This is a genomic window from Paenimyroides viscosum, from assembly GCF_003858535.1.
GTDB classification, from domain to species: Bacteria; Bacteroidota; Bacteroidia; order Flavobacteriales; family Flavobacteriaceae; genus Flavobacterium; species Flavobacterium viscosum.
In genome coordinates, this window is record NZ_RQTJ01000015.1 from 38,550 (window position 1) to 52,579 (window position 14,030).

The 14,030-nt window shown below is 34.9% G+C and carries 15 protein-coding genes; 7 read left to right on the forward strand and 8 right to left on the reverse strand.

Annotation, left to right across the window (positions count from 1 at the left end; all coding sequences use genetic code 11):
- Positions 1–63: 63 nt before the first annotated feature.
- A complete protein-coding gene (locus tag EG242_RS08495; protein ID WP_124899464.1) occupies positions 64–948 on the reverse strand; it encodes a L,D-transpeptidase in 885 nt (294 codons plus the stop codon).
- A 134-nt stretch (positions 949–1,082) separates the two neighbouring features.
- On the opposite strand from EG242_RS08495, the gene recA reads away from it, so the two are divergent.
- Positions 1,083–2,090 (forward strand): recombinase RecA, encoded by a 1,008-nt coding sequence (gene recA / locus EG242_RS08500; protein WP_124899465.1) that lies wholly within the window; start codon positions 1,083–1,085, stop codon positions 2,088–2,090.
- Between the two features lie 35 nt (positions 2,091–2,125).
- Here recA and EG242_RS08505 read toward each other — a convergent pair whose 3' ends face one another.
- A complete protein-coding gene (locus tag EG242_RS08505) occupies positions 2,126–2,680 on the reverse strand; it encodes a zinc ribbon domain-containing protein (RefSeq protein ID WP_124899466.1) in 555 nt (184 codons plus the stop codon).
- Positions 2,681–2,875: 195 nt separating this feature from the next.
- Between EG242_RS08505 and pnuC the strand changes: the two genes are divergently transcribed.
- The 3 genes from pnuC to EG242_RS08520 all read left to right on the forward strand — a co-directional run bounded on the left by pnuC (position 2,876) and on the right by EG242_RS08520 (position 5,257).
- Entirely contained in the window at positions 2,876–3,466 is a 591-nt protein-coding gene (gene pnuC / locus EG242_RS08510; RefSeq protein ID WP_124899467.1) for a nicotinamide riboside transporter PnuC, read from the forward strand.
- Positions 3,459–4,466: an acyl-CoA dehydrogenase family protein gene (locus EG242_RS08515; RefSeq protein WP_124899468.1), complete on the forward strand. Its 1,008-nt coding sequence runs from the start codon at positions 3,459–3,461 to the stop codon at positions 4,464–4,466. Before pnuC ends, EG242_RS08515 begins: the two co-directional genes overlap by 8 nt.
- Positions 4,467–4,714: 248 nt before the next feature.
- On the forward strand, positions 4,715–5,257 hold the full coding sequence (locus tag EG242_RS08520) for a hypothetical protein (RefSeq protein WP_124899469.1): 543 nt from the start codon (positions 4,715–4,717) through the stop codon (positions 5,255–5,257).
- Positions 5,258–5,375: 118 nt separating this feature from the next.
- On the opposite strand, the gene EG242_RS08525 is transcribed toward EG242_RS08520, so the two are convergent.
- Genes EG242_RS08525 through EG242_RS08535 form a run of 3 tightly spaced genes read right to left on the reverse strand, consistent with a single transcriptional unit; the run spans position 5,376 to position 6,724 of the window.
- On the reverse strand, positions 5,376–5,714 hold the full coding sequence (locus tag EG242_RS08525) for a murein L,D-transpeptidase catalytic domain-containing protein (protein ID WP_124899470.1): 339 nt from the start codon (positions 5,712–5,714) through the stop codon (positions 5,376–5,378).
- Positions 5,680–5,994, reverse strand: coding sequence for a murein L,D-transpeptidase catalytic domain-containing protein (locus EG242_RS08530; RefSeq protein WP_124899471.1), 315 nt, complete (start codon positions 5,992–5,994; stop codon positions 5,680–5,682). Before EG242_RS08530 ends, EG242_RS08525 begins: the two co-directional genes overlap by 35 nt.
- Positions 5,972–6,724, reverse strand: a complete 753-nt coding sequence (locus EG242_RS08535) for a lysophospholipid acyltransferase family protein (RefSeq protein ID WP_124899472.1) — start codon at positions 6,722–6,724, stop codon at positions 5,972–5,974. Before EG242_RS08535 ends, EG242_RS08530 begins: the two co-directional genes overlap by 23 nt.
- 93 nt (positions 6,725–6,817) lie before the next feature.
- On the opposite strand from EG242_RS08535, the gene trpS reads away from it, so the two are divergent.
- The gene (gene trpS / locus EG242_RS08540) at positions 6,818–7,786 is read left to right on the forward strand and encodes a tryptophan--tRNA ligase (protein WP_124899473.1); all 969 of its coding nucleotides are present in this window, start codon (positions 6,818–6,820) and stop codon (positions 7,784–7,786) included.
- 111 nt (positions 7,787–7,897) lie between these two features.
- Here the strand turns inward: trpS and dprA are convergent, their stop codons facing one another.
- Positions 7,898–9,010 (reverse strand): DNA-processing protein DprA, encoded by a 1,113-nt coding sequence (gene dprA, locus EG242_RS08545; protein ID WP_124899474.1) that lies wholly within the window; start codon positions 9,008–9,010, stop codon positions 7,898–7,900.
- A 163-nt stretch (positions 9,011–9,173) separates the two neighbouring features.
- Here dprA and EG242_RS08550 point away from each other — a divergent pair, with 163 nt between their 5' ends.
- Both EG242_RS08550 and EG242_RS08555 read left to right on the forward strand, forming a co-directional pair.
- Complete coding sequence (locus tag EG242_RS08550) at positions 9,174–10,100, forward strand: HU domain-containing protein (protein ID WP_124899475.1); 927 nt, start codon at positions 9,174–9,176, stop codon at positions 10,098–10,100.
- A 75-nt stretch (positions 10,101–10,175) separates the two neighbouring features.
- A complete protein-coding gene (locus EG242_RS08555; protein ID WP_124899476.1) occupies positions 10,176–10,685 on the forward strand; it encodes an acyl-CoA thioesterase in 510 nt (169 codons plus the stop codon).
- Positions 10,686–10,739: 54 nt separating this feature from the next.
- Here EG242_RS08555 and EG242_RS08560 read toward each other — a convergent pair whose 3' ends face one another.
- Positions 10,740–11,993, reverse strand: coding sequence for a hypothetical protein (locus EG242_RS08560; protein ID WP_124899477.1), 1,254 nt, complete (start codon positions 11,991–11,993; stop codon positions 10,740–10,742).
- A gap of 114 nt (positions 11,994–12,107) precedes the next feature.
- Entirely contained in the window at positions 12,108–14,021 is a 1,914-nt protein-coding gene (locus EG242_RS08565; RefSeq protein WP_124899478.1) for an OmpA family protein, read from the reverse strand.
- Between the last annotated feature and the right edge of the window lie 9 nt (positions 14,022–14,030).

Consider the following 14,030-nt stretch of genomic DNA (forward strand, 5'->3'; position numbering starts at 1 on the left):
ACTGCACTTCAACTAGGCTCAGTGACCAGTTCAGCATGACCACTGACTGCCAATTATAAACTATTATTTTGATGCAGAAACTGCCTCACGATTTTGCTGTTCTTTTAGAATTTCAGCCTGATATTTACCTACAATTCCGTTTAAAGCTTCAGCCGAAATATCGTTTGCATGACTGTCTTTTGCTAAATCTAACCAAGGTTTTCTTCCATCGAAATTATAACTTCCATAAACAATCACAGGCGTTCCTTTGGCTTTTACTGTTTCTTTATCGGCTAAAATCCATTCATCAGCCCAATCGTACATCCATTTTGCATCGGCTTCTAACAAACGTAAACATGAGTGTGACGCGGGATAACCAGGTAATGAATATTGATGCCACGCAATGCCTTCTTCGTTATCTAAATTAAAATTCCAACGTAAAATCCATTCATCATCAAACGTACTTACGGTTTCTTCGCCTTTCCAATTACAAAAATAAAGTCCTTCTGGTGTTTTATGCTGTTTCGATCCCATGCTCGATGGTCCCCATTTTACCAATTCGCCGTTTTCATACAATCCGTAGGCTTGAATAGGATATGAGAAAATTGCCAGCTTTTTTACATCTTTCGCACTGCTTAATGTGTACGGAAAAGGCGAATATGCCAAGAAATCATCATCGAACTGATCAGGAATCAACAAAGTATCAACCGAAGCAAACGTGCTTTTATCAACACGATTTAATGCTACAATTGTTGTAAGTTGCTGCGAGGTGAATTTTTCTTTAAAGATTTTTCGAACAGAATCGTTACTCTTTAAAACCCAATTGGTGTAGGTGTAATCTTGCGCTTTATCATATTTACGCTCTAATTTTTTTTCTAACGACTTTTCTTGTCGTTCTTCTGCTGTATCTTTGCAACCAATAACAGTTACAAATGTTGCTAATGCAGTAATTAAAATGGTCTTTTTCATAGCTTAAATTTTAATTATAGTTGTTAAGTTACAAAAAACAGCTGTTTTACCAAAATTTGATTATTTAAAATTCACAAATCAATTTATAATTCAATAAAAAAAGGTATTTTTACTTTTACAATATAGAAAAGAATATGAGTGCAGATAAAGAAGCAAAATTGAAAGCTTTACAGCTTACATTAGATAAATTAGACAAAACGTACGGAAAAGGAACCGTAATGAAATTGGGCGACAGTGCGGTGGAAGAAGTAGAAGCAATTCCGTCGGGATCATTAGGATTAGACCTTGCTTTAGGGGTAATGGGATATCCGCGTGGAAGAATTATTGAAATCTACGGACCGGAATCGTCTGGTAAAACAACCTTAACATTACACGCCATTGCCGAAGCGCAAAAAGCTGGTGGAATTGCCGCTTTTATTGATGCCGAGCATGCGTTTGACCGTTTTTATGCGCAGAAATTAGGTATTGATATTGATAACTTGATTATATCGCAACCTGATAACGGGGAACAAGCATTGGAAATTGCCGAAAACTTGATTCGTTCAGGTGCCATTGATATTGTGGTAATTGACTCTGTTGCTGCATTAACGCCAAAAAGTGAAATTGAAGGCGAAATGGGTGATTCTAAAATGGGATTACACGCCCGTTTAATGTCGCAAGCCTTACGTAAATTAACCGGAACCATTTCTAAAACTAACTGTACCGTGTTTTTTATTAACCAGTTGCGTGAAAAAATCGGCGTTATGTTTGGAAACCCAGAAACTACAACGGGTGGTAATGCGTTAAAGTTCTACGCATCGGTTCGTTTAGATATTCGTAAATCAACACAGATTAAAGACGGTGACAATGTAATGGGTAACCGTACTAAGGTTAAAATCATAAAAAATAAAGTGGCGCCGCCTTTCCGTACCGCAGAATTTGACATTATGTATGGCGAAGGAATATCGAAAACCGGTGAAATTTTAGACATCGCTGTTGATTTTGAAATCGTTAAAAAATCAGGATCATGGTTTAGTTATGGCGATACCAAATTAGGTCAGGGTCGTGATGCCGTTAAAGCGTTAATTAAAGACAATCCCGAACTTCAGGAAGAATTAGAAGACCGTATTAAAGCACATATTAAAGAACAACAAAGTTCATAAAACAAAAATTCCCTTTCAATTGAAAGGGAATTTTTTTATTTGTAATCGTTTGGTTTTACAACATATTCGTCAACAAAAGCACCATTTTTGTCTTTATAATAATATTTAAAGGTAACATCTCTTTTTCGTTGAGGTTCCATAGAGGGATTTGTTTTGATATTTTCTAAAATACCTGGATACACATATTTACGTACAGTATCTAGATTAACTTCAGATTTATCTAAACCAATCAACTTGTAATTGTATTGGAAAATCTTTCCTGGCAACGCCACCGTATTTTCTAAAACAGTATATTCATCCACTTGTACGGGGCAGGTTTTATTAAGTTCGTCTGCCACAGCTTTCATCTCCTTATCAATAGAATTATCATTATTAAAGAAAAATTGAACCAGAAAAAATGTTGCAAAAAAACCTAATACAGTGCCTATTACAACAAGCAAATTCGATTTCTTTTTAACAACTTTCTTCTCTGTTTTGGGATGTATAACTTCTTCTATCGGATTTTGTTTTGGCAAAGAATACCCACAACTTTTACAAAATTTAGCATCAAAACTATTCTCCGTATCACAATTTGTACAAATATTACTCATGTTTTTTTTGCAAAAGTATTTAATATATATGTAAAAACCTTTCTCAATCCAGAAAAAATCATCAATTTTGAGCCAGCAATGGGGTGCCGATTATTATTGGCTGAGATGATACCCAAGAACCTAGTTCTACACCTGATCCGGATAATGCCGGCGTAGGGATTGTAACTTTATCATCTCATCATTTAATTTATTTATATGATGCAGGAAATTTTAAGTAAAACCAGCCTTTTAGAATGGTTTGGTGTATTTTTTTCGGTTGTGCAGGTTTTGCTGGCACAACGCAACAACATTCACAATTATCTTTTTGGAATTGCTGGTATTGTTCTGGCTATGTTTGTTAAGTTCAACGCCAAGCTGTATGCCGAGTTTACCCTTGATTTTTACTATCTGGTAATGAGTGTTTACGGTTGGCTGTTCTGGAAATTTGGCAAACAACAATCCGAAACGCCAATTTCGTTTACTACAACTACCGAAAAATATAAATCGGCAGGTATTGTCGTTACTGCCTTTTTAATTTTCTATATTTTTCTAACCAATTTCACAAACAGCGATGTACCGCTTTGGGATTCTTTGGTAACCGCTTTTGCCTGGGCAGGAATGTGGCTTATGGCGAAACGCAAAATAGAAAACTGGGTACTGCTAAACATTAGTAACTTTCTCGCTGTGCCGCTTTTAATTCATAAAGAACTGTATTTGTATGCTGCCTTAACCGCCTTTTTGTTTATGGTTGCCATTTTTGGATACATAAATTGGTACAAAATTTTAAAGCAGCAAAAAAATGCATAGTTCCACCATTCAGCAAAAGTTATTGGGAGCAAAGCAAATTCCTGCCGATGTTATCAATCATATTTATAAAGAACGCTGGCTGCAAATCTGGGTTCCTAAAATGTATGGCGGTTTGGGTTTGAACTTTACCAACGGACTACAACTTTTAAAATCATTGGCTTTTATTGATGGTAGTTTAGGTTGGATGGTTACTTTATGTGCCGGTGCCAATTATTTTTCACGAAACCTGAAACCCGAAATTGCTAAAGAACTTTTTAAAGATCATTTTACATGTTTTGGCGGAAGCGGAGCTATTGGCGGAACTGCTAAAAAATTGAACCACCTTTACTTAATTAATGGCAGATGGACGTTTGCAACTGGCGCGCCGCATTTAAGTCATTTTACATTGAATGCTGTGGTTATAGAGAACGATCAGCCGGTTTTAGATGAAAATGGCAAAGAATTGATTCGATCTTTTATTATTCCGAAAGATCAGGTAGAAATTATTGCCGATTGGAAAGCTATGGGAATGCAGGCTACCGGAACGTTTTCGTTTACGGTTGAGAACGTTTTGGTTGATGCCAATCACAGTTTTATTTATAACGAATTTTATACCGATGCGGTTTTAGATCGAATTCCGTTTCGCATTTTTGCCGATTTAACCTTACTGGTAAATTATCTGGGAATGGCTGAACATTTTTTGGACGAAGCAGAAAAAATAAGACCTCTCTTAGATTTATCAGACTTTAGAAACAATGTTATTTCAGAAGAAAATCAAACGTATTTATTTGCAGATAAAATTGAAACTCTTTTAGAAAAACAGCAAGAAATAGCAGACGAAATTCAAACCGAAATTCATCAGTTTGCTGAAACGTTGGTCGCCAATATATCGCACAAAATTTTAGATTTGTATTTTCAGTTAGGTATTAAAGCATCGCACACAAACGAACCTATTCATCAAATATTTCGCGATTATTTTACCGCAACACAACATGCTAATTTTAGAAAAGTGTATTCTTAATTATATTGCTACTGACTGGATTTATATTTTGTAGCACCCGATTTGTATTTTTTAGCACTCGATTTGCATTGCTACCGACCCGATTTGTGTTTTGCAGCACCCGATTTGTATTTTGCAACACCCGAGTGCATGCTACTAACAAAAATGACTAAACATCTCACATTAAATATGCTATTTTTAAGGTTATGTAAAGTTTTTTAATCAAAAAAAGGTATAATTGCGTATATTTGAGAGTTAGCAGAATTAATATGGCAACACAACCGAAACATAACATAACAACCGAAAGGGCGACTGACTTATTAAAAGACGGAAGACCTTTGACCGACTGTTATGTTGACGGAGAGCTAAAAATTGAAACATCAGACACTTGGTATAAAGAAGTTGTATTTGAGAATTGCGTTATAGAATATTTTTCTGGTAGTGTTACGCATTTTGACAAACCAGTAATACTGAAAAACTGCCATTTCAAAAACTGCCAATTCGTTTTTACTTACTTTTTGGGCGGGCTGACAATAGACAATTGCACTTTTGCCAACTACTTAGACTTTCAAGCAGGTGGACATAACAAGACAGGAAATCCGGTAATCATAACTAACAACGACTTTAAAGACTTTGTAAACTTTTTTGATTGTTGGTATGAAAACGATGTGACAATTAGCAATAATAAATTTCATAGAGGGACAAATTTATTAGGCAAACCGCATAATATTCCAGTGACTTTTGACGTAGAACCAATAATTTACAATAATATTGGAAAACTTGATATGAACAATGAAGGTGAGGGAAATTAATAAAAAACAAAACTCCCCGCTACGCAAAGTCTCCTGACTTTGCGCCTACATAGAAAGATTTATGAAGTTTATCTCTTTCTTGTGCGGTCCTAAATCAAGTTCAGGATGACTAGTCGCATTACTTATAATAAATCCTTAACAAAATAGGTTTTTTGCTTTTATCAATAATCTTTTCTAAAATTTTAAAGGTTTCGTTACTTACCATTGGGCAGCCTTCGCTATTAATAATGGGCACCAATTGCTCTTCGTGCGGCATAAAAGTATAGGTATGTAAAACCACGTAACGTGCAAACGCTTGGTCGTTGGTTTTATCTAAACCATGCAGTTTGTACGACTTTCCAAATCTGCCTACATAATCTACTCCCACTTTATAGTTTCCTAACGATGTCATATTACTGCCTTCTACATTACTAAACTGCAGTTCATCGTAGATTCCGGTATTCGATCCTTTTTCCATGAGCCACCAAACCTTTGTGCAAAATACTGTCGTTCTTTACATCGTACACATAAAAGCGGTTGTACCGACTTTTAATAGCCATATCTGCCAAGAAAACAACGTCTTGATTAAAATCGGGATTTTGGTTTAGGAAATCTTTTGCTTTATCGGAGTTCAATATAAACCTGACAGCCATTTCTTTTAAAACTTCGTGTTGCAGTCGAACAAATTTAAGTACTAGTAAAACAGCAGCAGCTAATAAAACAATTGCTATTAAACTACGAATGATTATTTTTTTCATGCTTTAATAAAGGTTGTAAGATCAATTCACGCACTTGGTCTTTTAATTCGGGTTTATCGCGTTGGGTTAATCCTTTGGTTTCAACAAATGGATGCTGGTAAATGAACACATTTCCAGGATATCCTGCAAAAAATCGGAAAGGAAACATCTTTTTTAGCCCGATAAACGTCATAGGAACCACCGGAATTCCAAAATCGATCGCCAAACGAAAAGCTCCGTCTTTAAAATCATCTAAAACAATCGATTCGTCATGTGGCACACCGCCTTCGGGAAAAATACAGACACTTAAACCACTTGCCAGCTTTTGTGCCGCAGCAATCATAGTTTTTTGTCGGCTTACCGAACTTGTTCTATCTACCAAAATACAAGCTCTTTTATAGAAATATCCAAAAATGGGCAACTTTGCCAGTTCTTTCTTTCCAACAAAAACAAACGGATTTTTAACTAGAATAAGCATCAGCATAATATCCATCATCGAAGTATGGTTTGCCGTAAGCATATAACTTTTGTTTGGATTGAAATGTTGTTTGGTAACGATAGATTTTCTAAAACCTGTTCCGTAAAACACCGCATACGCCCAAATTCTCGCTAAAAAGAAAAAGAATCGGTAAAATTTATCGGTTGATAATGAAATGATTAAAAAAGGTGAAAGCACCACAATTACCACCAATATAATTAGGTAAAACCATATTTTCCATAAAAACCAGATGGTGTTCTTTAAAAAGTTCATGTTTTTTTTGTTAGACACTGCAAATTAATAAATAAATAATTTTAACAACTAACGTTATAAACTTTTAAATTTGTAAAAATTAATTTTAAAAGAATGGCAAAAGTATTAACAGGAGTTCAAAGTACCGGAACCCCACACCTTGGAAATCTTTTAGGAGCTATTTTGCCTGCTATTGAAATGGCAAATAATCCTGAAAATGAAACGTTTTTGTTTATCGCCGATTTACATTCGGCTACACAGATTAAAGACGCTAAAATATTAAAAGAAAATACATACAGTGTGGCTGCAACCTGGCTTGCTTGTGGGTTAAACACCAACCGTGTTACCTTTTACAAACAATCGAGTGTGCCGCAAACTTGTGAGCTTACCTGGTACTTAAGCTGTTTTTTTCCGTTTCAGCGTTTAACGTTGGCACATTCGTTTAAAGATAAATCGAGTTATTTGGAAAATGTAAACGCCGGTTTGTTTACTTACCCAATGCTTATGGCTGCTGATATTTTATTGTACGATGCCGAATTTGTGCCAGTTGGTAAAGACCAATTACAACATTTGGAAATTACGCGTGATGTGGCATCGCGATTTAACAACCAAATGGGAGAAACGTTTGTATTACCGAATGCTAAAATTTCGGACGATATTATGACCGTTCCCGGAACTGATGGCGAAAAAATGAGTAAAAGTCGCAACAACTTCATTAATATTTTTGAAGACGATAAAAAGCTACGCAAGCAAATTATGGCAATTGTTACTGATGCTACTCCGTTAGAAGAACCTAAAAACCCTGATACCTGCAACGTATTTGCTATTTACAAGTTATTAGGAACACCAGAGCAAACTGCGGAAATGCGTGCTAATTATTTAGGTGGGAATTACGGTTACGGACATGCAAAACAAGCCTTGTTTGAATTGATATGTGATAAGTTTAAGGACATACGCGAAAAATATACGTACTATATGAACAACTTGGAAGAAGTGGACCAGTTTTTAACAGAAGGTGCTGCAAAAGCCGCTGTTATTGCAAACGGAACCTTAAACCGAGTTAGAGAGAAGTTGGGGTATTAAAATAGATTTTGTATAAAACAAAAATCCCAGACAATTCAATGTCTGGGATTTTTAGTATTCTAAAGCTTAAACTCTGCCAATGTTTAAAACTTTGGCAGAGTTATTTGAATTTTATTCTTTTACTTTAAAAACTTTTCCGGGTAAACCCACAACGATTCCGTTTAGTTCCAGCATCATTAATTCAGCGTTTAAAACAGACATATCCAAGTTTGTTTGTAAAGCAAGTTCATCAATATGCAACGGTTCATTTTGTAAACTCTTTAAAATAGTTTGTTGCAATGCTGTAAAATCATTTAGGTTGATTTCTTTTTTAACTTCCGCTTGTTTCTTTGGTTCTGCAGTTGTATTCCAATTTAAATCGGCAATTAAATGATCAAAATTATAAAGCAGTTGTGCACGGTTTTCGTGTATCAATCGTAAACAGCCTTTACTGAAATCATCGTTTATCTTTCCCGGTACAGCATAAACTTCCCGAGCATAATCGTTGGCAAAATAGGCAGTTGATAACGATCCACCTGTTTCTGCACTTTCAATAACTACCGTCGCATTGCATAAGCCGGCAATAATTCTGTTACGGCGTGTAAATAATTCTGGTACCAACATATTAAAACCGGCATATTCGGTGATAATTAATCCGTTACTAAATAAATCATTATAAAAATTCTTGTGCATTGCAGGATACAGTTTTTTAAAACTGGTTCCCATAATTCCTACAGTTGGTAAATTGAATTTTTTAGCTTCGTGATAAGCCGCGATATCAACTCCATAAGCCATTCCGCTTACAATTGTGGGTTTATAAGGTTGCAAATGTTCCATTAATTTTGATGTAACTTCTTTTCCGTAGGCTGATATTTTTCGAGTTCCAACAATCGCCAAACAATTATTATTTAAAAGAGAAAGATCGCCTTTATAAAACAAAAGTATAGGCGCATCGGCACATTCCTTTAAAAGTTTCGGATAGGTATCATCTAAAATTCCAACACATTGAATATTGTTCTTTTCTATAAACTTTGCTTCTGCTTCAATCAAATCATTTTTATCAAACTTTAAAAGGGCATTCTGTATTGATTTCGGAATATTAAAATCTGCAAAAAACTGCTTGTTGCTCGCATCGAACAAACTATTTACATTTTTAGAAAGATCAAGCAATTTTCGGGCAGACAATACACCAACCCCATCGCAAGCCAGTAGTTTAAGGTAAGATGTTAAAGTTAACTGATTCATTTACTTTTTTGATTATCATTCTTTTATAAATATAAATCTTTTTTTAAATTTGATAAATACGAAATGCATTCAGCCTTAAAATGTTATCAACAAAAACCAAAAATTGTTAATAACATTTGTGAATAAATTTCTTTAAAATGTATTGATTGGTTATTTTTGCCTTATGATGATCGAAAAACATATTTCAGCATTATTATATCGTTACCAGTGCGTAACGGTACCTGGTTTTGGTGCTTTTATTACCGAAACTGTTTCTGCACGCTATAACGAAACAAGCAATACGTTTGCGCCACCAAAGAAAACCTTGTTGTTTAACAGCTTGTTACAACAAAACGACGGTTTATTGGCAAACCACATTGCCTTAGAAGAGCATATTTCTTTTAACGAGGCTGTTGTTTTAATACAAGAACAAAGTGCTTTATGGAAAGACGATTTAAGCAATAAAAAAGTTGTTTACCTTAAAAACATTGGAGAACTTTCTTTAAATAGCGAACAAAAAATTCAGTTTGAACCAGTTGGATCTACTAATTATTTAACAGCTTCTTTTGGACTAACCGCAGTTATGGCAACCGCTTTAACTCGTGAGCAACAAACCGAAACTAAAGTTATTGAATTAGCAACTACAACCAAAAACAAACCACGTTTACAATGGATGCGTTATGCAGCAGTAGTTGCCGCGGCAGTTGGTTTGTATAGTTCGGTATCAACTTACCAAGAATATGAAGTATATCAAGAGAAAAAAATAGCCGTTGAAAAAGATGTTCAAACTCAAATTGAACAAAAGTTACAACAGGCAACCTTTGTAATTGAGGCTCCGCAAATTATTAAAGAAAAAGTTGCTGAAGTTACTAAGCCTAACAAACCTTTTCACATTGTTGCTGGCGCTTTTAAAACCGAAGCTAAAGCGCAGATTTTAACAGACGAACTTAAGGCAAAAGGTTACACAAATGCAAAATATTTATCAAAATCTAAACACAATATGCGCCAAGTAGTTTACAACAGCTACACATCGCAAGAAGAAGCGCAAAAAGATTTACGACAAATACATGAAAAAGTAAATAAAGACGCTTGGATTTTTATTGAAAATTAATATTTAAAGACCCTTTCTGGGTCTTTTTTAATATACTATTAGATTATTTTCTGCTACTTTTGTAAAAAAATTAATATGCAGCCTAAAACTCCTAAAGATTCCATTACTGTTTTAACCGATATAGTACTTCCGGGTGAAACAAATCCTTTAAACAATTTATTTGGCGGCGAATTACTTGCCCGAATGGATCGTGCCGCAAGTATAACCGCACGTAGACATTCGCGTAGAATTTGTGTAACAGCATCTGTAAACAATGTTGCGTTTAACAAAAGTATTCCTTTAGGAAGTGTGGTAACTATTGAAGCGAAAGTTTCTAGAACCTTTAGAACTTCTATGGAAATTTTTCTTGATGTTTGGATTGAAGATCGCGAATCGGGTAACCGCCAAAAAGCAAACGAAGCTATTTATACCTTTGTTGCTGTTGATGAAATGGGTGCGCCAATTGAAATACCAACGATAACACCAGAAACCGAAGAAGAAATTAGTCGCTTTGAAGCAGCTTTACGTAGAAAACAGTTAAGCCTTGTTTTAGCAGGTAAAATGAAACCTAGTGAAGCTACAGAACTAAAAGCTTTATTCAGTTAAATACAATAAAAAAGAGTGCTTTTCAGCACTCTTAATTTTTTGAATAATTTTTATTTATCTACCCCCTCTAGTCATTCCGCCACCTGATGAACTTCTACTGCTACCACCTGATGTTCCGCTGCTTCTGCTCATAGATGGAGCTGAAGATCTGCTCATACTTGGTGATGAACTACGACTCATTGATGGAGCCGAACTTCTGCTTGAAGAAGATGAAGAACTTGGTTGGCTAAAACTTCTATTTGGTTGTGATGAAATACGTGATGAACGTTCAATTCTAGAGCTTGCCGGAGCAGCTTCTCTGCTTATTGTTGAATTACCAGATCTAATTCTACTATTATTATTTTGAATAGTTGCTCTGTCTGATCTTAATGTTGCATTAGAAGATCTGTTTCTTGAAAACTCTTCGCTTGAAACTCTTTGTCTTCCTGAATTTACAGTTGTAGCTCTTCCTGAAGAAATAGTTCTACTATCTGCATTCTGAACTCTACTAACATTTTCACTTCTGTTTACTCCTCTTGAGTTTCCTTCAGTTATATTATTTCTGGATCTTGAATTATCTCTTGTAGTTTCTAAAGCTCTACGGTTTGATACATTTTCATTACGGCTTGCAAAAGATCTGTTAGGGTTTTGACGCTCTAAAGAATTCCCTCTTACATTGCTATACATACGATCTGCACGAACTAATCTACGGTTATCTGTGTAAGAATATCTGTTTCTGTGATTAATGTGCGAATAGATATGGCTATGGTATCTAAACACCGGCATTGGTCGCCAATATGAATAATATGTTGGATAATACCCCCAATACCAAGGTGAATAATACGGACGGTAAGTTGTTAACCAAAACATATCAAAAAACATTGGTGTTGTATGATAAAAAGGTTCATAAATATAGTTAGGTCCGTAAATGTATGAGTTACCAACTACTTGTACGTGCACTGTTTTATTTCGTTGACGCTCCATTTCTATAGTTGCCACATCTTGAAATTGATCTTGACCTAAAACTGCCTGAATTACAATTACACGAACATCGCTTTCACCAACTTCAACCACACGTAAATAATCAACATAATTATCGTTATTTAAATCTAGGTTTGATATTTGTGCCGATGGATCGTTTATTCTACGCTCAAAATCTTCTAAATCTCTAGATTCACCAAAAATAGATGCTACTGCCTGCAAATCCAAATTATCAGAAATATCGTAATTCTGAGCTACAACAGTTGCATTACCCCTGTTGTTTTGCGCAATACCAACACTTGTTGTTAACATTGCTATTGCTATTAATGCGAATCTAAATATTTTCATTTTTAAATTGTTTTATGTTTTATATATACAAAATATCAAGTACTGTGCCAAAACTTTAAATAAAGAAAAAGACCTCAAAAAATGAGGTCTTTTTAACTAAATAATAGGTTGTTACTATTTTTGTGTAATAATAAATTCTGATCTACGGTTCATTGCGTCTTGTTCTGGTGTACAATCTGCACCACAATCAACTCTTGGTACGCTTTCTCCATATCCACGAGCTTCTAAACGAGCAGCATTAATACCTTTAGATATAACATACTGTCTTGTAGCACGTGCACGATCTTCTGATAATCTTAAGTTGTAAGCATCGCTACCTTTATTATCGGTATGTGCTTCAATTTTAATTCTCATATTTGGGTTACGTTGCATAATTTGAACTAATTTGTTTAATTCAAACGCACCTTGTTGTGTAATGTTCGATTTATCGAATTCGAAATAAATATCACCTAAAATGATTTTAATATCATCTTTAATCAACATTTCAATTGGGCGTAACTCCACATCGATCGGATATTTACCATCTCCCCATTTCTGTAGCTCTACATCTTTACTTTCGTAGCCTTCTGAAGTTACTTGTAAAGCAAAAACTTTGTTACAGTCGGTATCATAACGTACAATTCCGTAAGCATCTGTAAAACGTGTTTCAATTACATTTTTATCATAATCTAAAATTGCAACCTGCGCATCTTTTAAGATAGCTCCTGTTTTTTGATCTTTAACTGTAATTACCATTTCGGTAACACAAACAGGACGCACTTTATAAATATCGTCACGGCCTACACGGTTTGTTGATAAGAAACCAATTCCTTTGTCTGAATAATAAGATAAATGAAAATCGTCTTTTGCTGTATTAATTGGGTCACCAATGTTGCGCACTTTTGCATTTGGATCGGTTAAATCAAACATATACAAATCTAAACCACCAAAACCTTTGTGTGAGTTAGATGCGAATATTAATTTATCATCATCTGATACAAACGGAAATGATTCACGACCTTCTGTATTAACGATTGTTCCCATGTTTTCAGGAGTCCCATAAGTACCATCTTCATTTAAAGCAACACGCCAAATATCCATATCACCTACAGTTCCAGGCATATCAGATGCGAAGTATAACATTTTACCGTCTGGTGAAACAGCTGGGTTACTTACCATATAGTGTGGTGAATTAAATGGAACAGGTTCAATATCTGTCCATTTTTTTCCATTGTACTTTGCACGGTAAACACTTACTTTACCTTTCTTTAAACGGTTTTTCTTGTCTCTTTCAAACTTTCCGCCACGGAAACTTTCTGTAGCAAAAAACATCGTTTGCCCATCTGCTGTTACCGTTGTTGGTCCATCGTGATGTTTTGTATTTAATTCACCCACTGGTTTAATGTCTTTGAATTTATTTTCATCGGACACATAGGTTGCAGCGTATACATTCAAGAAAGGTTGATTATTCCAACCATATTTCTTTTTAGATTCATCGCGTGCAGAAGCAAAATAAAATGTATTATCGGTAGTTAAAAATCCACCAAAATCAGAAAATTCAGAATGGTTCATTCTGCTGTCTTCAAAGGTAAAAAGTGCTTCTTGGCTTCTTAATGCAGGAATGTAATCTGGATCTTGCATAAAATCAATAGCACGTGAGTCTTCCGGTTTTAAATCGGCAAACTTCTTCATTATTTTGTTAGAAGTATCGTAACGCCCACTTGCTTTAAGCATTTGTGCATATTTATAGTAAACTTCGGCATCTTGATTTGGGTTTAATTCAATTGCCTTTGCATACCACTTCGCAGATTCTACGGTATTAAATAAATTGTAATAGGTTTCAGCTAACTGTACTACCACATAAGCATCGGTTTTTTCGCCGCGCACTAATTTTTTATAGTGCTCTGCTGCTTCAACAAATTCATATCTTTTAAATAAATTGTCGGCATGCTTTAAACGCTCTTCAGGTGTACTGATAAATGCTGTGTTTTGTGCTTGCGCTGTATATAAAGAACCTATTAATAAAAGGGATAAGTATATTTTTTTCATAATTATTAT

Excerpts from the sequence above, each read along its gene's own strand:
- EG242_RS08495 (WP_124899464.1), bottom strand. The coding sequence starts at position 948 with ATGAAAAAGACCATTTTAATTACTGCATTAGCAACATTTGTAACTGTT.
- recA (WP_124899465.1), top strand. The coding sequence starts at position 1,083 with ATGAGTGCAGATAAAGAAGCAAAATTGAAAGCTTTACAGCTTACATTA.
- EG242_RS08505 (WP_124899466.1), bottom strand. The coding sequence starts at position 2,680 with ATGAGTAATATTTGTACAAATTGTGATACGGAGAATAGTTTTGATGCT.
- pnuC (WP_124899467.1), top strand. The coding sequence starts at position 2,876 with ATGATGCAGGAAATTTTAAGTAAAACCAGCCTTTTAGAATGGTTTGGT.
- EG242_RS08515 (WP_124899468.1), top strand. The coding sequence starts at position 3,459 with ATGCATAGTTCCACCATTCAGCAAAAGTTATTGGGAGCAAAGCAAATT.
- EG242_RS08520 (WP_124899469.1), top strand. The coding sequence starts at position 4,715 with ATGGCAACACAACCGAAACATAACATAACAACCGAAAGGGCGACTGAC.
- EG242_RS08525 (WP_124899470.1), bottom strand. The coding sequence starts at position 5,714 with ATGGAAAAAGGATCGAATACCGGAATCTACGATGAACTGCAGTTTAGT.
- EG242_RS08530 (WP_124899471.1), bottom strand. The coding sequence starts at position 5,994 with ATGAAAAAAATAATCATTCGTAGTTTAATAGCAATTGTTTTATTAGCT.
- EG242_RS08535 (WP_124899472.1), bottom strand. The coding sequence starts at position 6,724 with ATGAACTTTTTAAAGAACACCATCTGGTTTTTATGGAAAATATGGTTT.
- trpS (WP_124899473.1), top strand. The coding sequence starts at position 6,818 with ATGGCAAAAGTATTAACAGGAGTTCAAAGTACCGGAACCCCACACCTT.
- dprA (WP_124899474.1), bottom strand. The coding sequence starts at position 9,010 with ATGAATCAGTTAACTTTAACATCTTACCTTAAACTACTGGCTTGCGAT.
- EG242_RS08550 (WP_124899475.1), top strand. The coding sequence starts at position 9,174 with ATGATGATCGAAAAACATATTTCAGCATTATTATATCGTTACCAGTGC.
- EG242_RS08555 (WP_124899476.1), top strand. The coding sequence starts at position 10,176 with ATGCAGCCTAAAACTCCTAAAGATTCCATTACTGTTTTAACCGATATA.
- EG242_RS08560 (WP_124899477.1), bottom strand. The coding sequence starts at position 11,993 with ATGAAAATATTTAGATTCGCATTAATAGCAATAGCAATGTTAACAACA.
- EG242_RS08565 (WP_124899478.1), bottom strand. The coding sequence starts at position 14,021 with ATGAAAAAAATATACTTATCCCTTTTATTAATAGGTTCTTTATATACA.